Annotated in this window: 23 protein-coding genes; 10 read left to right on the top strand and 13 right to left on the bottom strand. The window is 71.9% G+C overall.

Going from position 1 to position 21,602, the window contains the following annotated elements; translation table 11 throughout:
- Nucleotides 1-130 (top strand): DUF1206 domain-containing protein (locus tag VGD70_RS01430; RefSeq protein WP_331077295.1); only part of this gene is annotated, 130 nt, incomplete at its 5' end.
- A 305-nt stretch (nucleotides 131-435) separates the two neighbouring features.
- On the opposite strand, the gene VGD70_RS01435 is transcribed toward VGD70_RS01430, so the two are convergent.
- Entirely contained in the window at nucleotides 436-1,635 is a 1,200-nt protein-coding gene (locus tag VGD70_RS01435) for a lytic transglycosylase domain-containing protein (RefSeq protein ID WP_331077257.1), read from the bottom strand.
- A 120-nt stretch (nucleotides 1,636-1,755) separates the two neighbouring features.
- Entirely contained in the window at nucleotides 1,756-2,790 is a 1,035-nt protein-coding gene (locus VGD70_RS01440; RefSeq protein WP_331077259.1) for a M14 family zinc carboxypeptidase, read from the bottom strand.
- Nucleotides 2,791-2,843: 53 nt separating this feature from the next.
- On the opposite strand from VGD70_RS01440, the gene VGD70_RS01445 reads away from it, so the two are divergent.
- From VGD70_RS01445 to VGD70_RS01455, 3 genes are all read left to right on the top strand, one after another.
- Entirely contained in the window at nucleotides 2,844-3,971 is a 1,128-nt protein-coding gene (locus VGD70_RS01445; RefSeq protein WP_331077261.1) for a Re/Si-specific NAD(P)(+) transhydrogenase subunit alpha, read from the top strand.
- A 265-nt stretch (nucleotides 3,972-4,236) separates the two neighbouring features.
- A complete protein-coding gene (locus tag VGD70_RS01450) occupies nucleotides 4,237-5,109 on the top strand; it encodes a sugar phosphate isomerase/epimerase (RefSeq protein WP_331077263.1) in 873 nt (290 codons plus the stop codon).
- Nucleotides 5,110-5,173: 64 nt separating this feature from the next.
- Nucleotides 5,174-6,601 (top strand): M20/M25/M40 family metallo-hydrolase, encoded by a 1,428-nt coding sequence (locus VGD70_RS01455; RefSeq protein ID WP_331077264.1) that lies wholly within the window; start codon nucleotides 5,174-5,176, stop codon nucleotides 6,599-6,601.
- A gap of 49 nt (nucleotides 6,602-6,650) precedes the next feature.
- Here VGD70_RS01455 and VGD70_RS01460 read toward each other — a convergent pair whose 3' ends face one another.
- Nucleotides 6,651-6,800 (bottom strand): hypothetical protein, encoded by a 150-nt coding sequence (locus VGD70_RS01460; RefSeq protein WP_331077266.1) that lies wholly within the window; start codon nucleotides 6,798-6,800, stop codon nucleotides 6,651-6,653.
- A gap of 9 nt (nucleotides 6,801-6,809) precedes the next feature.
- Here VGD70_RS01460 and VGD70_RS01465 point away from each other — a divergent pair, with 9 nt between their 5' ends.
- The gene (locus tag VGD70_RS01465) at nucleotides 6,810-7,658 is read left to right on the top strand and encodes a helix-turn-helix domain-containing protein (RefSeq protein WP_331077268.1); all 849 of its coding nucleotides are present in this window, start codon (nucleotides 6,810-6,812) and stop codon (nucleotides 7,656-7,658) included.
- A gap of 314 nt (nucleotides 7,659-7,972) precedes the next feature.
- On the opposite strand, the gene VGD70_RS01470 is transcribed toward VGD70_RS01465, so the two are convergent.
- Nucleotides 7,973-8,434, bottom strand: coding sequence for an FxsA family protein (locus VGD70_RS01470; RefSeq protein WP_331077269.1), 462 nt, complete (start codon nucleotides 8,432-8,434; stop codon nucleotides 7,973-7,975).
- 177 nt (nucleotides 8,435-8,611) lie between these two features.
- Here VGD70_RS01470 and boxC point away from each other — a divergent pair, with 177 nt between their 5' ends.
- From boxC to VGD70_RS01490, 4 genes are read left to right on the top strand one after another with little or no spacing between them, the layout of a single operon-like run.
- Entirely contained in the window at nucleotides 8,612-10,204 is a 1,593-nt protein-coding gene (gene boxC, locus VGD70_RS01475) for a 2,3-epoxybenzoyl-CoA dihydrolase (protein ID WP_331077270.1), read from the top strand.
- A gap of 4 nt (nucleotides 10,205-10,208) precedes the next feature.
- Nucleotides 10,209-11,630 carry a benzoyl-CoA 2,3-epoxidase subunit BoxB gene (boxB, locus tag VGD70_RS01480; protein WP_331077272.1) on the top strand — a complete coding sequence of 474 codons (1,422 nt, stop codon included), beginning with the start codon at nucleotides 10,209-10,211 and terminating at the stop codon, nucleotides 11,628-11,630.
- A 17-nt stretch (nucleotides 11,631-11,647) separates the two neighbouring features.
- On the top strand, nucleotides 11,648-13,237 hold the full coding sequence (locus tag VGD70_RS01485) for a benzoate-CoA ligase family protein (RefSeq protein ID WP_331077274.1): 1,590 nt from the start codon (nucleotides 11,648-11,650) through the stop codon (nucleotides 13,235-13,237).
- A complete protein-coding gene (locus VGD70_RS01490) occupies nucleotides 13,237-14,094 on the top strand; it encodes an amidohydrolase family protein (protein ID WP_331077276.1) in 858 nt (285 codons plus the stop codon). Before VGD70_RS01485 ends, VGD70_RS01490 begins: the two co-directional genes overlap by 1 nt.
- 19 nt (nucleotides 14,095-14,113) lie before the next feature.
- Here the strand turns inward: VGD70_RS01490 and VGD70_RS01495 are convergent, their stop codons facing one another.
- Both VGD70_RS01495 and VGD70_RS01500 read right to left on the bottom strand, forming a co-directional pair.
- Nucleotides 14,114-14,818, bottom strand: coding sequence for a class I SAM-dependent methyltransferase (locus VGD70_RS01495; RefSeq protein WP_331077278.1), 705 nt, complete (start codon nucleotides 14,816-14,818; stop codon nucleotides 14,114-14,116).
- Nucleotides 14,815-15,723 carry a GNAT family N-acetyltransferase gene (locus tag VGD70_RS01500; RefSeq protein WP_331077280.1) on the bottom strand — a complete coding sequence of 303 codons (909 nt, stop codon included), beginning with the start codon at nucleotides 15,721-15,723 and terminating at the stop codon, nucleotides 14,815-14,817. The genes VGD70_RS01495 and VGD70_RS01500 overlap by 4 nt, the downstream gene beginning before the upstream one ends.
- 189 nt (nucleotides 15,724-15,912) lie before the next feature.
- Between VGD70_RS01500 and VGD70_RS01505 the strand changes: the two genes are divergently transcribed.
- Complete coding sequence (locus VGD70_RS01505; RefSeq protein ID WP_331077282.1) at nucleotides 15,913-16,275, top strand: nuclear transport factor 2 family protein; 363 nt, start codon at nucleotides 15,913-15,915, stop codon at nucleotides 16,273-16,275.
- Nucleotides 16,276-16,376: 101 nt separating this feature from the next.
- Here VGD70_RS01505 and VGD70_RS01510 read toward each other — a convergent pair whose 3' ends face one another.
- The 7 genes from VGD70_RS01510 to VGD70_RS01540 all read right to left on the bottom strand — a co-directional run bounded on the left by VGD70_RS01510 (nucleotide 16,377) and on the right by VGD70_RS01540 (nucleotide 21,547).
- Nucleotides 16,377-17,222, bottom strand: coding sequence for a PaaX family transcriptional regulator C-terminal domain-containing protein (locus tag VGD70_RS01510; RefSeq protein ID WP_331077284.1), 846 nt, complete (start codon nucleotides 17,220-17,222; stop codon nucleotides 16,377-16,379).
- A 57-nt stretch (nucleotides 17,223-17,279) separates the two neighbouring features.
- Nucleotides 17,280-17,804, bottom strand: a complete 525-nt coding sequence (locus VGD70_RS01515) for a methylated-DNA--[protein]-cysteine S-methyltransferase (protein WP_331077286.1) — start codon at nucleotides 17,802-17,804, stop codon at nucleotides 17,280-17,282.
- 47 nt (nucleotides 17,805-17,851) lie between these two features.
- Nucleotides 17,852-18,091, bottom strand: a complete 240-nt coding sequence (locus VGD70_RS01520; protein ID WP_331077288.1) for a helix-turn-helix transcriptional regulator — start codon at nucleotides 18,089-18,091, stop codon at nucleotides 17,852-17,854.
- 8 nt (nucleotides 18,092-18,099) lie between these two features.
- A complete protein-coding gene (locus VGD70_RS01525) occupies nucleotides 18,100-18,951 on the bottom strand; it encodes an ABC transporter permease (RefSeq protein ID WP_331077290.1) in 852 nt (283 codons plus the stop codon).
- Nucleotides 18,948-19,829 (bottom strand): ABC transporter ATP-binding protein, encoded by an 882-nt coding sequence (locus VGD70_RS01530; RefSeq protein WP_331077297.1) that lies wholly within the window; start codon nucleotides 19,827-19,829, stop codon nucleotides 18,948-18,950. The genes VGD70_RS01525 and VGD70_RS01530 overlap by 4 nt, the downstream gene beginning before the upstream one ends.
- A 139-nt stretch (nucleotides 19,830-19,968) precedes the next feature.
- Entirely contained in the window at nucleotides 19,969-20,733 is a 765-nt protein-coding gene (locus VGD70_RS01535; protein WP_331077292.1) for a hypothetical protein, read from the bottom strand.
- A 4-nt stretch (nucleotides 20,734-20,737) separates the two neighbouring features.
- Nucleotides 20,738-21,547: an enoyl-CoA hydratase/isomerase family protein gene (locus VGD70_RS01540; RefSeq protein WP_331077294.1), complete on the bottom strand. Its 810-nt coding sequence runs from the start codon at nucleotides 21,545-21,547 to the stop codon at nucleotides 20,738-20,740.
- Nucleotides 21,548-21,602 lie beyond the last annotated feature (55 nt).

The raw sequence follows: 21,602 nt of genomic DNA on the forward strand, positions 1-21,602 counted from the left end.
TGGGCTGGACGCGGCCCTGCGCACCCTGGCCGCGCAGCCGTTCGGCACGATCGCGCTGGTGGTGGTCGCCCTCGGCCTCGCGGCGTTCGGCGTCTACTGCTTCGCCGCCGCCCGCGCCCACAAGAGCTGACCGGGGACTAATGCCTGTCTCGTAGATCATCGTGTGAAGCCCTGCGCCGACTGCGCCGACTGCGCCGACTACCGGAACCTCAGGGGACCGTGACGGCACCCAGCCACCACCCACCCCCGACACCCACACCATTCGCCGGGACGCAACGCACACTTTGAATCCCGGGGAGGCGGACTAGTCCTGCGCCGACCACCGGAACCTCAGGGGACCGTGACGGCACCCAGCCACCATCCACCTCGACACCCGCACCATTCGCCGGGACGCAACGCACACTTTAAATCCCGGGGAGGCGGTCTAGAGGCGGACTAGCAGGACCCGGGCGGTGTCGGCGCGCCGAGCAAGCCACCCACCAGGCCGCCGACCAGGTTGCCCACCCCGCACACCAGGCCGGGGGCGGGCGCCGGGACCGGCGGCTCCGCCACTGGCGGCTCGGCCGGTGGCGGCGGGCCGGCCGGCGGTTGCGTCGGCGGGCTGGTCACCGGCGGGACCGGCGGCGGCCCCGAGGACGGCGGCTGGGAGGGCGGGGTCGAGGGCGGCGGCGAGGTGGGAGAGGACGGCGGAGAAGACGGGTGCGCCGGCGGGGCCGTAGCGCCCGGCGGGGTCGCCGCGGCCTGGACCGTCGCCGGGTCGGCGCCCGCGTCCAGCAGGCCGGCCACCGGGACGGTGCCGTCGCGGTACACCGACATCCACGAGCGGACCAGGGACAGGTAGCTCGTCGAGTGGTTGTAGGACAGCACCGCCGCGTCGAGGCCCGCCGGCGTGCCCAGGTCGCGGTTCGCCGCGCACAGATACCTGGCCGTGGCCAGCGACGCGTCGTAGATGTTGTGCGGGTCGGTCCGCCCGTCGACGTTGCCGTCCGCCTGCCAGCGCGCCCACGTGCTCGGGATGAACTGCATCGGGCCCACCGCCCGGTCCCACACCGCGTCACCGTCGTAGGTGCCGCCGTCCGTGTCGGGGATGGCCGCGAACGGGCCGCCGGACAGCACCGGGCCGAGGATCGGCGCCAGCGTCGTGCCGTCGGCGGACACCCGGCCGCCGCGGGCGTGCCCGGTCTCGACCTTGCCGATCGCCGCCACGAGCGCCAGCGGGATGTGGCAGTTCGGCTGGACCATGTTCGTCCGCTCGACCGCCCGCCGGTACGCCTCCAGCACGGTGGCGGGGATCCCGGCGGTCCCGTACCCGGTCAGCGCCGCGTGCACGATCTGGTCCGACGTCAGCCCCGTCGCGGGGAACGACGCGGTCGGCGGCGTGCTCCCGCCGGCACCCACGGAGGCCGCGACCGACGGCGAGGGCGGCGTGGGCGGCGCCGGTGGGGGAGCCGGGTCGGCCGGCACGGTCGACGCCGCCGCCGACGCGGCCAGCAGCGCGGCACTCACCGCGAGCAGACCGCTCGACGGGCGCACGTACCGGTGCCGGCCCCGCGGCGCTTCGCCGTCGTGCTCGGTCAGCCACGCCATGCCGCGCATCGGCCGGCCGACCAACCGGTGCCGGGAACTCCTCGCCACGCGGACCCACCCCTCTCCCAGGCAACTACAGGGAGTAGAGCACTGGGGAGCAGGCGAAATACCGGTCAGGAGCGAGCCTTACCCGATCGGGCAGGCAACCCGACCTCATCGATAAGGACGTCAGTCCCCGCTGTCCGCAACGTGGACCGCCGCGGTCACCGAGCGGATCGGCTCACCGCGGGGCGGGATGGCGTCCGCGCGCGCCGGGTCGACCCGGTGCAGCGAGCCGTCGGCCGCCGTCTGGGCGATCGCGAGCATCACGAGGTAGGCCGAACGGATCTGGTCCTGCTCGTGCGCCGCGCCCATCGCGGACAGCTCCAACAGGACGCTCGCGCTGCCCCGCAGGCCGTAGGCGTTGCGCGCGATGCCCTCGTAGTCGCCGCCCGGGTACTGGCTCGCGTTGCCGCCGGCCACGCGGTCGATGGTCTGCTGGGCGACCACGGTGACCTGCTTGGCGGCGTCCACCAGCGCGGGCGACACGCCGGCGTTGGTCGGCCACAGCAGCGACGCGGTGATCTCCCGGCCGCCGGCGTCCACGTAGCGGCCCTGCATGTGGTAGTCGATCGTGATGTCCGGCGCGAACTCCGCGTAGGCCCGCTGGATGAGGCCCGCCTCGGTGGCCGGGTTGTCCTCCGGCGCCAGCGACGGGTTGTGGTACCGGTTGATGTCGTAGCCCTTGCCGCGCTCGCCGTACTCGGGGTTCGCGGTGGGGTCGTAGTTGTAGCGCCAGTCGTGCGCGTGCCCGTCGGGGTTGGCGCGCACCACCACGTCCACGGTCACCCGCGAGCGCAACCACTTGTGCCAGAACGTGTTCCCGACGCCGACCGTGCGCAGGAACTCGATCGCGGCCGGCGTGCCGAGCGGCTCGTCGCCGTGCTGCTGGGTGACGTACTGCACCCGGACCGGCCCGTGCCCGACGCGGGCGGCCCACACCGGCCGGCCCTCGTTGGTCTTGCCGATCGTGCGGACGTCGACGCGGCCGTGGCTGCGGTGGGCCAGGTCGGCGAGGATCGGCCCGATCGCCTCGTTGGCCGGGCGCGGGTCGACGCTGGGCCAGCCGGGCGCTGGGGCGGCGTGCGCGGGAGCGGAGAGCGTGGTCAGGGCCATCGCCGTGGCGGTTGCCAGCGCGAGCAGGGGACGCGGGCGAATTCGCATAGCGCCCAAACTGTCACAACCCGCAACCGGCTGACAAGGTTAGAGTGCAGCCTGTGAAGATCGCCATCGTTGGCGAGACGAGGCCTGGCGAGCGGCGGGTCGCGCTTGTGCCCGGGCTGGTGTCCCGCCTGACCGACGTGGGCCAGGAAGTCGTGGTCGAGCCGGGTGCCGGCAAGGCCGCGGGCTTCACCGACGAGGACTACCTCGAGGCGGGCGCGTCGGTCGCCACCGACGCGCTCGACGGCGCCGGGGTCGCGCTGGCCGTCCAGCCGCTCGCGCCGTCGCAGGCCCGCAGGCTCGCCCGGGGCGCGATCACCGTGTCGTTCCTGCCCACCGCGCAGGAGCTCGAGCTCGTCGGCGTGCTGCGCGACGCCGGGCTCACCGCGCTCGCCATGGAGCTGGTGCCGCGGATCTCGCGGGCGCAGGCGATGGACGCCTTGTCCTCGCAGTCGTTCGTCGCCGGCTACCGGGCCGCGCTGGTGGCCGCCGAGCGGCTGCCGCGGTTCTTCCCGCTGTCGATGACCGCGTCCGGCACGATCCCGCCGGCGAAGGTGCTCGTGCTCGGCGCGGGGGTCGCCGGGCTGCAGGCCATCGCGACCGCGCGCCGGCTGGGCGCGCGGGTGCGGGCCTACGACGTGCGCGCGGCCTCCGCCGAGGAGGTGCGCAGCCTCGGCGCCGAGTTCGTCGAGCTCGACCTGCCGACGCTGGAGGGTGCCGGCGGGTACGCGCGGGAGATGACCGAGGAGCGGTCGCGGCGCCAGCGCGAGCTGCTCGCCCCGCACGTCGCGGAGGCCGACGTGCTGATCACGACCGCGGCGGTGCCGGGCCGGACCGCGCCGATCCTGGTCACCGAGCAGATGGTGGCGGCGATGCGCCCCGGCTCGGTGGTGGTCGACCTGGCGGCCGAGTCCGGCGGCAACGTCGAGGGCGCGCGGCCGGGCGAGGAGATCACGATCGGCGGCGCGTCGGTGTGGGGCGGGCTGAACGTGCCGAGTCAGCTGCCCGCGCAGGCGAGCCAGCTGTACGGGACCAACGTGGTGAACCTGTTGCTGCTGCTGCGTTCCGAGGACGGCTTCGCCCCCGACTTCGACGACGAGATCGTGGCCGGCGCGTGCGTCACGCACGCCGGCGAGGTCCGCCATGCCCCTACTCGCGAGCTGCTGGCGGCGGCGCCCTCCTGAGCGCGACCGCGGTGCCGACGGTGCCGACCTTGGCCAGCATGCCCAGCCATCGGCCAGCACCAGGGTCACCGGCGCCGAGGTCGCGTGCAGCAGCACGCTTCCGAGCCGCTGGAACGCCTTGGCCACGGTCGCCGGGTTGATGAACAACAGGACCTGGACCGCGTCAACCCTGGGGTCGCGCGGCGCAGGGTCTGGCAGGAAAGCGCTTTCTCCGGTACTTTCCGATAGGAGAAGGTCCGGCACGTGATCAATGGAGCGCACCTGAATGGACCAGACGAGGCGAAGAATCCTGCAACTGCTCGGCGCCACGGCACTCGCGACCACGGCCGGCGCGGGCCTGTCCGGCACAGGTCTGGCCGGCACGGCGGCCGCGAGCCCCGGCGGAGGATGCCGGGGCATCCCGGCCGGCGGCATCGGCATGCATCTCTACACCGTCCGCGACATCCTGGCCGCCGACCCGCTCGGCACGCTCGAGGCACTGGCCGGGATCGGCTACGAGTGCGTCGGGGTAAGCGCATTCCCGCGGCCCGCGGCCGAGATCCGGGACCTGTGCCACCAAACCGGGCTCAAGCCGGTGATCCTGCACGTCGGCCACGGCGACATCGTCGGCAACTGGGCGAGGAAGCTCGCCGACGCCAAGACCATCGGCGTGCGGTGGCTGGTGCTGTCGTCCTTCCCGGGCGACATGTACACGGTCGAGGGCATGAAGCTGGGGGCCCGCCAGCTCACCGAGGCCGGCGCGGCCGCCCGCGAGCTGGGCATGGGCGTGCTGCACCACAACCACGACATGGAGTTCCGCGTCGTGGACGGTCAGGTCCTCTACGAGATCCTGCTGCACGAGACCGACCCGCGCGACGTCGACTTCGAGCTGGACATCGGCTGGGCGCACCGGGCGGGCGCGGACAGCCGCAAGCTCTTCGACGACAACCCGACCAGGTTCCCGGTGCTGCACGTGAAGGACCACGACGGCGCGGGCAGCTGGGCCGACGTCGGGTCCGGTGTGGTCGACTTCCCGCACATCTTCGAGAAGGCCGCCCGCGGCGGTGTCCGGTACTGGCTCGTGGAGCGGGACGACCAGCCGGCGCCGCTGGACACAGCGCGTAACAGCTTCGAGTACCTGGACGACGTTCGGTTCTGAGTCACGCCCCGTAACCTCGCGCGGAGGTCTGTACCACGCGGGTTTGCCGGTGTAGGCAAGGGGAATGACACAGAATTCCGATCAGTCCAGGGCATCACGGCGAACGTTCCTCGCGGCCTCGGTGGCGGCCGGCGGCGTGTCTCTCGTCGGGGTGCCCGGGGTCGCCACCGGCGACTCCGGACCCGGCGAGGACGCCGGCCGGCCGCCGCTGGCCCAGAAGCCGAGCAAGGAGCTCGAGGGCCTCCTGCGCGAGCTGGACCAGCGGCGGATCGAGGCCACCGTGCGCAAGCTGGTGTCGTTCGGCACCCGGCACACGCTGTCCTCGCAGGACGACCCGGTGCGGGGCATCGGCGCGGCCAGGGACTGGATCCTCGCCGAGCTGTCGACGTACGCGGCGGACTCCGGGGGCCGGCTGACCGTCGGGCTGCAGTCCTACGTCCAGGGTCCGGACGGCCGCATCCCCGTGCCCACGACGATCACCAACGTGGTCGCGACGCTGCGTGGCTCGGTGTCACCGGAGCGGGTGTACGTGGTGTCCGGGCACTACGACTCGCGGGTCACCGACGTCATGGACTTCACCAAGGACGCACCGGGCGCCAACGACGACGCGTCCGGCGTGGCCGTCGCGATGGAGCTGGCCCGGGTGTTCTCGAAGCGCAAGCCGGAGGCGACGATCGTGTTCGCCGCGGTGGCCGGCGAGGAGCAGAACCTGTACGGCTCGCGGTACATGGCCAAGCAGTTCAAGGCGGCCGGGACCGACGTGCAGGGCATGTTCACCAACGACATCATCGGCAGCAGCACCGCCGACGACGGCACCCGCGACCCGCACACGATCCGGCTGTTCGCCGAGGGCGTGCCCACCTCGGAGACCCCGGCGCAGGCGGCGATCCGCCGTTCGGTCGGCGGCGAGAACGACTCACCCGCGCGCCAGCTGGCCCGGTTCGCGCGCGAGGTGGCCGACAACCCCTCGACAGGCATGGACATCCGGGTGATCTACCGGCGCGACCGCTACCTGCGCGGCGGCGACCACATCGGCTACCTGGAGCAGGGCTACCCCGCGGCGCGGTTCACCGAGCCCAACGAGGACTACGCCCACCAACACCAGGACGTGCGGGTGGAGGGCGGCAAGCAGTTCGGCGACCTCGTCGAGTTCTGCGACTTCGCGTTCATCACGAGGGTGGCCAAGGTGAACGCGGCGACCCTGTGGTCGCTCGCCAACTCGCCGGGCACGCCCAAGGACGTCCGGGTCCGCACCAACCGGCTGACCAACGAGACCGATCTCGTGTGGACACGCGGGACCGAGCCGGACCTCGCGGGCTACGAGGTGGTGTGGCGGGAGACGACCGATCCGGAGTGGACACACGTGATCCCGGTCGGCGACGTCGTCGCGACCACCGTCGACATGTCGAAGGACAACGTGTTCTTCGGCGTGCGGGCGGTCGACGGGGCCGGCCGGCGCGGTCCGGTCGCGTACCCGACCCCGCAGTCCTAGGCGTCCGGTATCGCGCCAGGGCCGCGGGCGGCCGGCCCTGGCGCGGATGTCACGCCTCCGCGGCCATCCCGGCCCGGACCTCCTCGGGTGGGAGGTCCCGGTCGTGCCGGGCGATGCGCCGGCGCACGCCGAACGGGCAGCGCGGGACACCCGTCCGGTCTCCGGAGAACCCGGCGGAAATGTCGGTCCTGTGCGGCATCCTGTTTCCATGACCGACGGTCGGCTTGGACAGACGCGTCAGCCCGTGGCCACCACCAGCGAGTACGGGGTCCTCGGCGTGCGTGACGTCGACTTCCGGCTCGACCGGGTGCCCGCCGCCGCGGACCTCGCCGACCTGGTCGAGCGGCACTGGCTCGTCAGCTGGGACCTGCCGCCCGGCCGGCACGCGGCGGTCACGCTGCTGCCGCACCCGTGCGTCAACGTCGTCCACGACCGCGGCATGGTGGCCGTCGCGGGGGTCGGCAGCGACCGGTTCACCTACTCCTACACCGGGCGCGGGCGGGTGTTCGGCATCAAGTTCCGGCCGGGCGCGTTCCGGCCCTTCCTCGGCCGGCCGGTGGCCGAGCTCACCGACCAGACCCGCCCGCTGGCCACCCTGTGGGGCGCGGACGCCGACCGCTTCGCGACGGACCTCGGCGAGGCTCCTGAGCTGGGCGAGCTGGTCGCCGTGGCCGAGCGGCACCTCCGCGAGCACTGGCCGGCGCCGGACCCGGAGGTGCGGGAGATCGGCACCATCGTCCACGCGCTGCTCCACGACCGGTCGATCACCCGGGTCGAGGAGGTGTCCACGCGCTTCGGCATCCGGCCGCGCACGCTGCAGCGGCTGTTCCAGCGCTATGTCGGCGTGAGCCCCAAGTGGGTGCTGCGCCGGTACCGGCTGCACGAGGCCGCGGCCCGGCTCGCCGAGGGCACCGACACCAGCTGGGCCCACGTCGCCGCCGACCTGGGCTACTTCGACCAGTCCCACTTCATCCGCGACTTCACCCGCGCCGTCGGCATGACCCCGGTCGCGTACGCCGAGGCATGTCGCACGCACACGGCCCCGCTCAGCGCTTAGCGCGTAGAAATATCCGCACCGGTACACGGCGGCACCCCGCGCAACGGGCGCTCGAGGCCGGTGTACCGGACAAGCCGACACCGACCACCGGAACCTCAGGGGACCGTGACGGCACCCAGCCACCATCCACCTCGACACCCACACCATTCGCCGGGACGCAACGCACACTTTTGATCCCGGGGAGGCGGACTAGTGAAGTCATGCACCGACCACCGGAACCTCAGGGGACCGTGACGGCAGCCGACCACCATCCACCTCGACACCCGCACCATTCACTGGAACGCAACGCACACTTTAAATCCCGGGGAGGCGGACTAGTCGCGGTCCTCGCGCACGGACTCGATGACGATCGGCGCGGGCCGGTCCCGCCGCTGCGGCTGGACCACCTCGGAGTCGACCACGAAGATCTGCGGCGAGGCGGCCTGGCGCGCGGCGGCGCGGCGCAGCACCCGGCGGCGCACGGCCGCCCGCGTGGGCGGGAACAGCAGCAGCAACGCGAGCACGTCGGACACGAACCCGGGGAACACCACGAGCGCGGCCGCGACCCCGAGGAGCATGCCGTCGACCATCTCCGGCCCAGGGTCCCGCCGGTTGCGCACCGCGTCGCTGAACGCGGTGAGCGTGCGCATGCCCTGCCGCCGCAGCATGGCGATGCCCACCACGGACACCGCGACCAGCAGCAGCACCGTGACGAGCGCCCCGATGGCCTGACCGACCGCGACGATCACCGCGATCTCGGCCAGCAACATGACCAGCACGAGCACGAACACCGGCACGGCAGTGCCTCCCTATCCGACCTGATCCCGACACAGGTTCAACGAACGAACCGGCCCGATTGCTCCCGCCGGCCCAAGCCTGAGAACAACTCAGCAACCACGACGATCTTCTACACAACCTTGACGAACGCCAGCGGTGTGTAGAGGATGGGGAGGTCCGACCACGAGGAGGGTCCGATGGTGTCTTTCGACGCGCATCCGGACGGTTACCGGCACTGGCGGCTCCGGATCGAGGCCAGCACCGCCTGGCTGGTGCTGGACGTCGACGAGCAGGGCGGCATCGCCCCCGGCTACGAGCTCAAGCTCAACTCCTACGACCTCGGCGTCGACATCGAGCTCTACGACGCCACCCAGCGGCTGCGCTTCGAGCACCCCGAGGTCCGCACGGTCGTCGTCACCAGCGGCAAGGACAAGGTCTTCTGCGCCGGCGCGAACATCCGGATGCTCGCCGGCTCCACGCACGAGTGGAAGGTGAACTTCTGCAAGTTCACCAACGAGACCCGCAACGGCATGGAGGACGCCACCGCGAACTCCGGCCAGACCTACCTCGCCGCGGTCAACGGGTCCTGCGCCGGCGGCGGGTACGAGCTGGCGCTGGCCTGCGACCACATCGTGCTCGTCGACGACAACTCCTCGACCGTCTCGCTGCCCGAGGTCCCGCTGCTCGGCGTCCTGCCCGGCACCGGCGGACTCACCCGCGTCGTCGACAAGCGCGGCACGCGCAAGGACCTCGCCGACGTGTTCGCCACCCGCTCCGACGGGGTCAAGGGCCGCACCGCGGTCGACTGGAAGCTCGTCGACGAGCTGGCGCCGCCCCGCAAGTTCGACGAAACCGTCACGAGACGGGCCGAGGAGCTGGCGGCGCGCTCGACCCGGCCCACCGGCGCCACCGGGATCGAGCTGACCCCGCTGCGCCACGAGCACCACGTCACCACCGTGCTGGACCGGGAGGCCGGCACGGTCGCGATCACCGTCCGGGCGCCGGAGCGCGTGGCGGAGTCCCGGGACGCCGAGTTCTGGCCGCTGGCCATGACCCGCGAGCTGGACGACCTCATCCTCCGGCTGCGGACCAACGAGCCCGAGCTGGGCACCTGGCTGATCCGGACCGAGGGCGACCCGGCGGTGGTGGCGGAGTACGACCGCCTGCTGCGGGAGGCGGACGACTGGTTCGCCAACGAGATCGTCCACTACTACAAGCGCACGGTGAAACGCCTCGACGTCACCAGCCGCAGCCTCATCGCGCTGATCGAGCCTGGCTCCTGCTTCGCCGGCCTGCTGGCCGAGCTGGCGTTCGCCTGCGACCGGCAGTACGTGCTCGACGACCAGGACGCAGGCGAGGCGGGGACCATCCTCCTCACCGAGTCGAACTTCGGCACCTACCCGATGGGCAACGGCATCTCCCGGCTCGAGTCGCGGTTCTGGGGCGATCCGTCGCATGTGGACACACTGGGCAAGGAGCTGGGCACCGTGCTGGCGCCCGCCGAGGCGAAGGAGCTGGGCCTCGTCACCGACGCGCTCGACGACATCGACTGGGCGGACGAGATCCGCATCGTCGTCGAGGGGCGCGCCGCGCTCTCGCCCGACGCGTGCACCGGGATGGAGGCCAACCACCGGTTCGTCGGCCCGGAGACCGTCGAGACCAAGATCTTCGGCCGGCTCTCCGCCTGGCAGAACTGGATCTTCAACCGCCCCAACGCGTCCGGCGAGGAGGGCGCGCTGCGGCGCTACGGCACGGGGCAGAAGGCCGTCTTCGACCGGAAACGGGTGTGAGCTCATGACGACCTCGATCAACTACGAGGACAAGATCCCCAACAACGTCGACCTGTCCTCGGACCGGCGGCTCCAGCGCGCGCTGGAGGGCTGGCAGCCCAAGTTCATGAACTGGTGGGGCGAGATGGGTCCGACGCTGGAGACCCAGGGCGTCTACCTGCGCACCGCGGTGAGTGTGGGCCGGGAGGGCTGGGCGCACTTCGACCACGTCAACGTGCCCGACTACCGGTGGGGGATCTTCCTGGCCGAGCGCGACCCGAACCGCACGGTCGCGTTCGGCGAGCACCTGGGTGAGCCGGCGTGGCAGCAGGTGCCCGGCGAGTACCGGGCCGATCTGCAGCGGCTGATCGTCATCCAGGGCGACACCGAGCCGGCGTCGGTCGAGCAGCAGAAGCTGCTGGGGCTCACCGCGCCTTCGCTGTACGACCTGCGGAACCTGTTCCAGGTCAACGTGGAGGAGGGCCGGCACCTGTGGGCGATGGTGTACCTGCTGCACGCGTACTTCGGCAAGGAGGGCCGCGAGGAGGCGGAGGGCCTGCTGCTGCGCAACTCCGGCAGCCCCGACTCGCCGCGCATCCTCGGCGCGTTCAACGAGGAGACCGCCGACTGGCTCGCGTTCTTCATGTTCACCTACTTCACCGACCGGGACGGCAAGTACCAGCTCGGCACGCTGAAGGAGTCCGCGTTCGACCCGCTGTCGCGCACCTGCGAGTTCATGCTCAAGGAAGAGGCGCACCACATGTTCGTCGGCACCACCGGGGTCGACCGGGTGGTGGAGCGCAGCGCCGCGCTGGTCCGCGAGCACGACACGCTCGACATCGGGCCGCGCGGGGGCATCCCGCTCGACATCATCCAGAAGTACATCAACTTCCACTACACGGTCTCGCTCGACCTGTTCGGCAGCGAGACGTCGACCAACGCGGCCAACTACTTCACCGCCGGCCTCAAGGGACGCTGGCAGGAGACCCGCCGCAAGGACGACCACCGGCTCACCGAGGACGGTGTGTTCCTCGACAAGCCCAACGCCGACGGCACCTGGGGCCAGGAGGAGCTCTCCGCGCTGCTGGCGCTCAACCTCGACCTGCGCCGCGAGTACATCACCGACTGCGAGACCGGGATCAAGCGGTGGAACCGGATCCTGGACAGCGCCGAGCTGGACCACCGGTTCGCGCTGCCGCACCCGGGGTTCAACCGGTCGGTCGGGGTGGCCGCGGACTTCCACGTGACCCCGGACGGCACCATCGTCGACGAGGCGACCTGGCAGGCCGCGAAGCACAAGTGGCTGCCGACGGGCGAGGACCTGGCCTTCGTGCGCTCGATGATGCGCCCGGTCTACGAGCGGGGCAAGATAGCGAGCTGGGTCGCCCCGCCGCGCAACGGCATCAACGGCAAACCGTTCGACTACTCCTACGTCTATCTCCCCTGAGCCCGAGGCGGTCGACGATGACTCCCACCAACCTGTTCAACGCGGCCGACTACTTACTCGACCGGCAGCTCCGGTACGGCAACGGGGACCGTCCCGCGGTCGTGTGCGGGCCGGTCACGCTCACCTACGCCGAGCTGGCGGCGGAGACCCGGCGGGTCGCCGCCGGGTTCCGGGCCATCGGGGTGCGCCCGGAGGAGCGGGTCATGCTCTGCATGGCCGACGGCGTCGAGCTACTCACCGGCATCCTCGGCGCGATGTACCTGGGTGCCGTGCCGGTCCCGGTGTCCACCATGGTCACCGGCGGCGAGCTCGCCACCGTGCTCGAGGACTCGCGGGCGCGGGTGCTCTGTGTGTCGGTGGAGTTCGCCGACGCCGCGCGGACCGCGCTCGCCACGGCCGGCGAGGTGACGCACGTCGTCGTCGACGGCCCGGCCGACCTCGACGCGATCCAGTGGAGCGAGCTGCGTGCCGGGGGCGAGGCCGGCCCGCCGTACCCCACCTGGCCGGACTCGCCCGCGTTGTGGCTCTACACCTCCGGCACCACCGGCATGCCGAAGGGCGCGATGCACCGGCACGGCAGCGTGTCCGACGTCGCCGAGCTGTACGGCCGGGGCGTGCTCGACCTCGTGCCGGAGGACCGGTGCCTGTCGGTGGCCAAGCTCTTCTTCGCCTACGGGCTGGGCAACTCCGCGTTCTTCCCGCTGGCCTGGGGTGCCACGACCATCCTCGAACGGGCCCGGCCGACGCCGCAGGTGATGGCCGCGCTGGTCGCGTCCGCCAGGCCCACGCTGTTCTTCGGCGTGCCGACGTTCTACTCCGCGCTGCTCCACTCCGACGTCCCGGACGACACGTTCTCCTCGGTGCGGCAGGCGATCTCGGCCGGCGAGCCGCTGCCGCCGGTGCTGTACTCCCGGTTCCGCGAGCGGTTCGGCGTGGAGATCCTCGACGGGCTCGGGTCCACCGAGGCACTGCACATCGTCCTGTCCAACCGGCCGGGCCAGGTCCACCCCGGGTCGTCCGGCACGCCGGTCGACGGCTACCGGGTGGAGATCCGCGACGAGCACGGCGTGCCCGTCGAGGCGTCCGGCCAGCCCGGTGACCTGTACGTGTCCGGCCCGTCGGTGGCCACGGGGTACTGGTGCAACACGGCGGCCACCCGGCAGGTGTTCCAGGGCCAGTGGCTGCGCACCGGTGACACGTACGTGCGCAACGAGGACGGCACGTACACGTGTCTCGGCCGGTCCAACGACATGCTCAAGGCGGGGGGCATCTGGGTGTCGCCCGCGGAGGTGGAGGAGCGGCTGCTGGAGCACCCGGACGTCGCGGAGGTCGCGGTCGTGGCCTACGAGGACGACGACGAGCTGGAGAAGCCCGTCGCGTGCGTGGTGCCGGTGGCCGGGCGCACCGTCGACGCGGTCGCGCTGGTGCAGTGGTGCCGGGACGGGCTCGCCGCGTACAAGCGGCCGCGGGGCGTGGTGCCGATGACGGAGCTGCCGAAGACCGCGACCGGCAAGATCCGCCGCAACGTGCTGCGCCAGCTGGTCGCGGAGCAGCTGGTGGTGCGCCCGGCCGGGCCACCCCCTGCCGAGGAGACGGTGCTGACCTGATGCTGGACGGGATGGCGCTGGTCGACGCGCACGTGCACGCGCCCCGACTGGCCACGCTGAAGCCGGCGTGGCGGGAGTGGGCCGCGGAGTTCGCCGGCGGGTACGACTGGCGCTCGGCCTACGACGCCGCCGGCGACCCGGTGCCCGCCGGCCTGGACGAGCTGCTGGAGTCCGAGGGCGTGGACCGCGCGCTGCTGTTCTGCGAGTACAGCCCGCGGGCCACGGGCATCCAGCCGATCGAGGACAACCTGCCGCTGGTCGAGCACAACCCGGTGCGGTTTCGCCTGGTGGCCAACGTGAACCCGCACCTGCACCACCCGCTGGCGTCCGAAGTGGAGCGTCAGCTGTCGCTGGGCGCGGTGGCGCTGAAGATCCATCCGGTGCACGGCGGCTTCTCGCCGTCGGACAAGGAGCTGTACGCGGCCTACCAGGTGTGCGCGGACCGCGGCGTGCCGGTGATCGTCCACACGGGATCGTCGACGTTCCCGGGCGCGCGGGCGCGGTTCGGCGACCCCGCGCTGATGGTGGACGTGGTGGAGGACTTCCCGACGCTGGACGTGATCTTCGCGCACGCCGGCCGGGGCTGGTGGTACGACGTGGCGGCGTTCCTGGCGCTGGCGAAGCCGAACGTGTGGCTGGACCTGGCCGGGCTGCCGCCGCGCAAGCTGCCGTCGTACTTCGCCCGCTTCGACCTGGAACGGCTCGCCGCGAAGATGGTGTTCGGCACGGACTGGCCCGGGATTCCCGGGGTGGCACGCAACGCCCGCGCACTCACCGAGCTGGGGCTGCCGGGCGAGGTGCTTCGCGGCGTGCTGGGAGGCAACGCCGCGAAGCTCTTCCCCGGCCTGGGCATCTAGCGCCCTTCCGGGACCGCCCTCAGCGGGCCAGCACCAGGTACGCCAACCCCAGCACGCCCCGGTACGCCGTCAGGTACTCGCGTTCCCGCTCGTCCTGGCGCTGCCGCACCTCCGCCGCGCGCGGGTCGTCCGCGTTGGCCAGCAACCATTCCCGCTGGCCCGCGCGGTGCCGCGACTCGAAGTCGTCCCACTCGCGCTGGTCGGCCGTGCTCAGGTGCAGCACCTGCCAGCCGGCCTCGCCGGCCGCGGCCACCAGGTCGGCGAGCGGTAGGACGTCGTCGCCGAAGATGGCGTGGGCGGCCTTCGTCGGTGGGGCCGCCCAGCAGCCGTCGCCCACCAGAACCCGGCCGTGCGGCACGACCTCCGCGAGTGCCGCGAGCATCGCCCGGCTGCCGCCGAACGCGTGCGACGCGCCGACGCACAGCGCCCGGTCGGCGGTGCCGTGCCAGTCCTTCGCCTCCTGCTCGACGAACGCGACCGGCAGGCCGCGGTCCCGGGCCGCCCGCCGCCCGCGGTCGAGCGCATCGGCGTCGGTGTCGACCCCGGTCCCCGCGCCGCCGCCGCGGGCGACGGCGCGGAGCAGCAGCTCACCCCAGCCGCAGCCGAGGTCGACGATGCTCCCGTCGAGGCCGAGCCGGTCCAGCAGCAGGTCGGCGTGGTCCTCGGCGAGCGGGGTGTTCCACCGCATGCGCGCGTACCGCGCGGCGGCGAGCGTGTCGGTCACTTCAGGTAAACCCTTTCCTGGGTGATGGGGTAGCCGGCGCGCGCGAACGTCGCCGCCATCGGGGTGTTGGTGGTGTCGGTCTCGGCGGTGATCTGCCCGGCGCCCTCCGCGACGAGCAGCTGGGTGGCCTCCAGCAGGAGGTCGTAGGCGTAGCCGTGGCCGCGGTGCTCCGGCACCACGCCGACGATGGCGATGGTGGCGCTGGCGTGGTTGCGGCCGGGCACGGTCAGGCCCACCAGCTCACCGGTGTCGGTGTGGGCCAGCCGCCACCACTCACGCGGCGACGGCATCCAGTGGAGGAACGCCAGCTCGTCACGCGCTGCCGCGTCCGCGCCGCCCCGCTCCATCGCGCGCTGCTCGTGCGCGTCGAGCGAGCCGTGCGCGATGCGCCGCAGGACGTCGAGGATCACCTCGTCGTCCGGCTCCGGCGTGAACCGCAGCCGGCCAGGGCGGTCGTGGAGCCCGGCGGCCGGTGTCCAGGTGTAGCGCAGCCGCTCGACGAACCGGTGCATCCCGGCGCGCTCGGCGACCTCGATGCGGGCCTCGCCGGCCGTGCGCGCCGCCGGGTCGTCCCGCCAGTGCGGCGGCAGGACCAGGCAGTACTCGGCGTCGATGCCCGCGGTCCGCAGCAGCTCGACGGCCGCGTCGGCCTCCCCGTCGAGGAAGTCCAGCCAGTCCAGCGCGATCGGCTTGTCGTCGTCCGGGCCGGCCCACCAGGCGGCGCGGGCCACGACCCGGCCGTCGCGCAGGGCCAGCCAGGTCCACTCGGGACGGTACTGCCCGAGCGCGATGAGCTCGCGATAGTCGCGCCCGGTCGACTGAATGCCGACGAGCCCGGGTTCGATGAGAGACAGGAACAGCTCCTCCTCGCCCGCGACGAGCGGGCGAACGACCAGGTCGGTCATGTGAGTCCTCTGTGGCTCGCGCGCTCCCTCAGGCCCGCGAGAACGCCCGAGCCGCGGGGTGGGAGCGCATGGTCGAGTAGGCGAACATCGCTCTCACCTCCTTCGCTCCGAGGGCGTGCCGGAACTCAAGCACAGCGGCCGCGCGGTCGTCCACCGAAATTGTCGTACCCCCGTGGCAGAGTTCGCGACATGCCGAACCTGACCCGTCACCAGCCCGCCACCACCCCTGATGACCTGGGCAGACTCTTCGTCGAACGGGCCAACGCGGGGGATGTCGAGGGGCTGGTGGCGCTGTACGAGCCGGCGGCCGTGCTGGCGTTCCCGAGTGGTCACTTCGCCACCGGCCACGCCGAGATCCGCGCCGTCTACCAGGACCTGGTCGCGCACGCGCCCGTGTTCGAGCCGGGTGCCCAGGAGCCGGCCATCGTCAGTGGCGACCTGGCACTCACGTCGACCCGGCTGGTCGGCGGCGCCATCACGGTCGAGATCGCCCATCGTCAGCCCGACGGCACCTGGTTATGGGCCATCGACCAGCCCAACATCCTCGGGTAGGTCCGAGGTGGGGGCCGCATGACCTTCGGGAAGCGCGTGCGTCGTGGGCTCGTCGTTCGTGGCTGAGCAAGGGCTCGGCAGATTCAGAACGTGGCTGGCGCCTATGCACTGGCCAGTTCGGTCCAGCGGGTCTGGGCTCGGGTGCGCCAGTCGTGGTGTTTCTCGTTGAAGAGGGTCGCCGCTGTGGTGCCGGGCCATTGGGTGGGGAGCAGGTCCGGCGGGAGCTGGGGGTCGAGGAACGGGAAGCGGCGCCATTCGTGCACCAGGAGGGTTTGCGCGCGGAGCACGGCGTCCGGCGAGTCGGGCGCCAGGGCGGCGAACTCGGCGACGAACGTGTCGTACCGCTCGGACACCTCCGTCAGGTTCCACGCGCTCGCCACCATGTCGCGTTCCTGGCCCAGCGCACCATAGTTGGCCAGGAACGACATCGCCTGCCCGGACAGGTCCAGCTCGTCCAGGATCAGCTTCGCGTCGGACTCGGCTCCCAGGTGCGGGGTGATCCAGACGCCCGCCGTGGGGGAGCCGAAGCCTGCCCAGCTGAGCCGGGTGCGCAGCTTGTGCCGCAGGTCGCGCATCGTCTCGGGGACGGATACGAGCAGCACCAGCCACCGGCCGTCCCAGGGACGCCCGCTGCTGCCGAAGCCGTAGATCCGCTCGGCCCCCTCGGCCAGCAGCCGCCGGCCGGGGCGGGTGAGGCTCCAGCGCACCCGGCGGCCAACACGATCGGAGCTGAGCCAGCCCTCGGCGGCGGTACGGGCCAGCGCCTGCCGGGCCGCCTTCTCCTCGACACCGAACAATCCCAGTACATCGACCAGGGTCGCGGTCCACACGGGCGTACCCGACGGCAGGACGAACTCGCCGAGCACCGTGGTCAGCAGCGAGCGCGCACTACCCCCGCTGACCTCGCGTCGCCGGCTGACCACCGGTCGCGACCCTGCCGCCGCCATGGATACTCCCCACATTCGTGCCGCATCGTCACGAATAAGTATCGCATCGAGGCGCCGCTACCAGAGGCCCGGCGGCAGATACCCCTCGAGCGTGAGCAGCCGCCGCTTGGACTCGACCCCGGTGCCCCCGCTGAACCCGCCGAGCCCGTCCCCGGCGACCACCCGATGACACGGCACGACGATGGGAATGGGGTTGCTGCCCATGATCGAGCCGATGCCCCGCGGCGGAACCCCCGACCCGCTGCGGCTGGCCAGCTCCCCGTACGTGACGACCTTGCCGTACGGCACCGTCTCGTACAGCGTGCGGAGCACCCGCCGCTGCGCGGCCGACATCAACCGCCAGTCGACGTCGAGCTCGAAGACCTGCCGCCGGCCGCCGAAGTACTCCCGCAGCTGCCCCAGGATCCCGGCCGCCGCCGACGGTGAGTCCGCCTCCGCCAGCCCGAGCCGGGCCGAGATCGCCGCGCGGATGTGCGGCGAGTCGGTGAACGCGGTGGCCACCAACCCGTCGTCGGTGACCGCCGCGAGGACGTCGCCCAGCTCGGTGGGCACACTGCCGAACGCCACGCTGCTGTCCGCCATATCAGCCATTATGGGGACACCACCGACAGAAAAGGCCACCCCAAACGTCAGGCGGATTGTTCGGAGTCACCGATTCGGGGGAACGGCGAGGTGGAAAAGACCACCTCGACCGCCACCTCGAAGTGCTCCGCGATGCGCAGCGCGAGATACAGCGACGGGCTGTACTCGCCCCGCTCGAGGTACCCGATGGTCTGGTAATGGACCCCGAGCGCCTCCGCGAGCTGCCGGCGCGAGACCCCTCGCTCGACCCGCAGGACCGCGATCCGGTTGTAGATGACCTCACTCATGTGCGAACTCACGTCACCCGCTGCATCGCCTTCTGGCGGCGTTCCGCCACGCTGGACCCGGACTCCCGGCGTGCCATCCTCCGCAGCACGATAGGCGCCACGATCAGCCCGGCGACCGCCCAGGCAGCGAGCACCCCCAGTGTCTCGAGGTGCCGCCACGACCCGCCGATCTCCACCGCGGCCAGGTCACCCGGCAGCATCGCCGCGCGCATGCCCAGGCCGAGCCAGTAGATCGGGAACACCTGCGCGACCCCCTGCAGCCACCCGGGGAAGCTCGCCATCGGGTAGAAGATCCCAGAGATCGCGACCAGCCCCATCACCGGCAGCATGATCACGCCGGCGTTGCGCGGGTTGCTGAACATCGACCCGAAGATCGCGCCGAGCGGCAACGTGGCGGCGAGGCCCAGCACCATCACCCAGAGCAGCATCAGCCACGCGGTGACGTTGGTGAGCGCCAGCCCGTCCAGCATGAACACGCTGGGCGTCAGGATGATCGCCATGCTCGCGAGCGTCATCCCGGAGATCAGCACGAGCTTGCCGATCAGGTAGCCGAGCATCCCGTTGGGCACGGCCTTCGCGCGCAGCAGCGTGCCGTCCTCACGCTCCAGCGCCAGCCCCATCATGAGCGTGACCAGGCCGCCGAACGCCACGTTCATGCCCAGCACGCCGGGCAGCGTCCGCGACCCGAGCGAGAAGCTGGTGCCGGGCACCGCCGCGTCCCGCATGAAGAACATGACGACCAGGAAGATCGCCGTGGGGAACGCGTAGTTCCACAGGTCCTGGGCGTTGGTGAAGGTCTGCTTGATCTCGAGCCGGCCACGGATCACGCCGGCCCGCGCGGCCCACATCGTCGGGCTCATCGGGTCACCACCTCGAACTCGCGGACCGCGGCGTCCTCGCGGCCCGACTCGAACTCCTTGACCATCGCCATGTAGACGTCCTCAAGGCTCGCCCGGCGCACCTCGAGGTCGGCGACCGCGGTGTCGTGCTTGATGAACAGCTCCCGCACGAACCCGGTCGCGTCCAGCGTCGAGTGCACGAACCGCTGGCCGTCGATGGTCCACTTGACCTCGGCCTCGGTGGACATCCGCCGGGCCAGCTCGTCGGCCGAGCCGTCGGCGATGATCGTGCCGCCGGCCAGGATCAGGATCCGGTCGGCCAGCTTCTCCGCCTCGTCCAGGTCGTGCGTGGTCAGCAGGATCGTCGTGTTCTCGTCGGCCAGCCGGTGCACCAGGTCGTGGAACTCCCGCCGCGCCTCCGGGTCGAAGCCCGCGGTCGGCTCGTCCAGGAACAGCAGCTCCGGCCGCCCCACGATGCCGATCGCCACGTCGAGCCGGCGGCGCTGGCCACCGGACAGCTTGTTGATCTTCTTGTGCGCGTGCTCGGTGAGGCCCACGACCTCGACCAGCTCGTCCGCGTCCCACGGCCGGGCGATCCGGTCCGTGGAGTACGGCGTGTAGTACAGCCCCAGGTGCTCGAGCAGCTCGCGCACCCGCCACCGCCCGTGGTCACGCCACGACTGCAGCACCACCCCGAGCCGCGCCCGCCAGTTCTCGTCCCCCTTCGCCGGATCCACGCCCAGCACGGAGACTTCTCCCGCCGAGCGCATCCGGAACCCCTCGAGGATCTCGATGGTGGTCGTCTTGCCGGCGCCGTTGGGCCCCAGCAGCGCGACCACCTCGCCGGGACGCGCGATGAAGTTCACCCCGGTCAGGACGTCCGTCGTCCCGTACCGCATCCGCAGATCACGGACCTCGAGGACAGCGTTCCCCTCCACCTGGCGCTCCTCCCGCACCGGCGCGTCCGCCTCGTCTACCACGGCCACGGTCCACCTCCTATCGAATGTGTCGGTCAAACGATAGCAGGTGTACTACATCTCATCGCAAGGGTCTTATGTGCGCGCGGGCCGTGATGACCGCGACGATGTTCCGCGCGACCAGGTCGGAGGCCGCCGGGAGCAGCCACGTCTGGTCCCGGCCCTCGATCCGCACGGCGGGCCCCGCCGGCACCTCGACCGACCGCGTCCTGCGGCCGACCGGGGTCCACGTCGTGTCCTCGCGCTGGTCCTCCACCCGGACGTCGACGAGCGCCCGCCACGGGATGACCACCCGGGACGTGCTGCCCTGCCGCAGCCCGCCGAGCCGGTCGAGCACCAGGCGGGCGTCCTGGACGCGCAGCCGAGGGCGCTGGCCGGGCAGCCGGAAGCTGATCTCCAGCCGGGACCCGACCACGTCGGCGGCGACCGGCCGGCTGAGCACGTACTCGGCGAGCCGGCCCACCTCGTAGCCCAGCCAGATGATCGCCACCCCGAACGCGATGTCGGGCAGCGAGCCGCTCAGGTCGTCGACCGCGAGCGGGACGAGCAGGCCCAGCCCGACGGTGAACAGCGCCACGACGAAGCACGCGGTGGGCCAGGACGTCATCCGGTTGCGCCACAGCAGGAAACCGGCGGTGACCGCAGCCGGGAGGATCGCCTGCTGCCAGCCGGTCGCCAGGTCGGTCCAGGTGGCGAGGACCAGCGCGCCGACCCACGGCCCGAACGCGGCGAGCACCATCAGCGGCACCGCGACCACCCAGCGCGGGGTGAGCCCGGGTCCGTCGGGCAGCGGCACGACCGGCTTGCCGGCCGGCGTCGCGGGCACCGCGCTACTCGGAGGCCGGTCCGGAGAACTCGGGCCGCCGCCTGCCGCGGATCGCCGCCACGCCCTCGGTGACGTCCGGCCCGTCGAAGCCGAGGAACTCCAGGCCGAGCGAGGCGTCGAAGATCGGGCCGGCCTGGCGCAGCCAGTTGTTCAACGCGTACTTCGTGAACCGGATCGCCGACTGCGAGCCGGCGGCCAGCCGGCGGGCGACCTTCCGGGCGGTCTCGTGCAGCTCGTCCGGCTCGACGCACAGCGACACGAGCCCGATCCGCTCGGCCTCCTCGCCGGACAGCGGCTCGCAGGTCAGCAGGTGGTACTTGGCCTTCGCCAGCCCGCACAGCAGCGGCCACACGATCGCCGCGTGGTCGCCGGCGGCGACGCCGAGCTTGGTGTGCCCGTCGATGATCCGCGCGTCGCGGGCGGCGATCGACACGTCGGCGAGCAGGCCCGCGACGAGGCCGGCGCCGACGGCCGGGCCCTCCATCGCGGACACGATCGGCTTGGCGCAGTTGATGACGTTGTAGACGAGGTCGCGGGCCTCGCGCAGGACCCGGATGCGGACGGCGAAGTCCTCGGCCATGTCGGTGATCAGGTCGAGGTCGCCGCCGGCGGAGAAGACGCCGTCCTCGCCCCGGATGATCGCGACCCGCACGTCGGGGTCCTTGTCGATCGCCTGCCAGACGTTGGCGAGGTCGCGGTGGCCCTGGTGGCCGACGGCGTTGAGCCGGCCGGGCGCGGACATGGCTACCTCGAGGATCCCGTCGCCGAGGTCGGCGAAGCGCAGGCTCGAGAACTGGGTGGCGTAGTCGTACACGTCCCCATGCTTACTCGATCGCGCCCCCGCGCACCCAGTAACCCCGGAAGTAGAC

Source organism: Actinophytocola sp. (genome assembly GCF_036402745.1).
In the GTDB taxonomy this organism is placed as follows: domain Bacteria; phylum Actinomycetota; class Actinomycetes; order Mycobacteriales; family Pseudonocardiaceae; genus Actinophytocola.

Excerpts from the sequence above, each read along its gene's own strand:
- VGD70_RS01440 (WP_331077259.1), bottom strand. The coding sequence starts at position 2,790 with ATGCGAATTCGCCCGCGTCCCCTGCTCGCGCTGGCAACCGCCACGGCG.
- VGD70_RS01450 (WP_331077263.1), top strand. The coding sequence starts at position 4,237 with ATGGACCAGACGAGGCGAAGAATCCTGCAACTGCTCGGCGCCACGGCA.
- VGD70_RS01455 (WP_331077264.1), top strand. The coding sequence starts at position 5,174 with ATGACACAGAATTCCGATCAGTCCAGGGCATCACGGCGAACGTTCCTC.
- VGD70_RS01460 (WP_331077266.1), bottom strand. The coding sequence starts at position 6,800 with ATGCCGCACAGGACCGACATTTCCGCCGGGTTCTCCGGAGACCGGACG.
- VGD70_RS01465 (WP_331077268.1), top strand. The coding sequence starts at position 6,810 with ATGACCGACGGTCGGCTTGGACAGACGCGTCAGCCCGTGGCCACCACC.
- boxC (WP_331077270.1), top strand. The coding sequence starts at position 8,612 with ATGGTGTCTTTCGACGCGCATCCGGACGGTTACCGGCACTGGCGGCTC.
- boxB (WP_331077272.1), top strand. The coding sequence starts at position 10,209 with ATGACGACCTCGATCAACTACGAGGACAAGATCCCCAACAACGTCGAC.
- VGD70_RS01485 (WP_331077274.1), top strand. The coding sequence starts at position 11,648 with ATGACTCCCACCAACCTGTTCAACGCGGCCGACTACTTACTCGACCGG.
- VGD70_RS01490 (WP_331077276.1), top strand. The coding sequence starts at position 13,237 with ATGCTGGACGGGATGGCGCTGGTCGACGCGCACGTGCACGCGCCCCGA.
- VGD70_RS01500 (WP_331077280.1), bottom strand. The coding sequence starts at position 15,723 with ATGACCGACCTGGTCGTTCGCCCGCTCGTCGCGGGCGAGGAGGAGCTG.
- VGD70_RS01505 (WP_331077282.1), top strand. The coding sequence starts at position 15,913 with ATGCCGAACCTGACCCGTCACCAGCCCGCCACCACCCCTGATGACCTG.
- VGD70_RS01510 (WP_331077284.1), bottom strand. The coding sequence starts at position 17,222 with ATGGCGGCGGCAGGGTCGCGACCGGTGGTCAGCCGGCGACGCGAGGTC.
- VGD70_RS01515 (WP_331077286.1), bottom strand. The coding sequence starts at position 17,804 with ATGGCGGACAGCAGCGTGGCGTTCGGCAGTGTGCCCACCGAGCTGGGC.
- VGD70_RS01520 (WP_331077288.1), bottom strand. The coding sequence starts at position 18,091 with ATGAGTGAGGTCATCTACAACCGGATCGCGGTCCTGCGGGTCGAGCGA.
- VGD70_RS01525 (WP_331077290.1), bottom strand. The coding sequence starts at position 18,951 with ATGAGCCCGACGATGTGGGCCGCGCGGGCCGGCGTGATCCGTGGCCGG.
- VGD70_RS01530 (WP_331077297.1), bottom strand. The coding sequence starts at position 19,829 with ATGCGGTACGGGACGACGGACGTCCTGACCGGGGTGAACTTCATCGCG.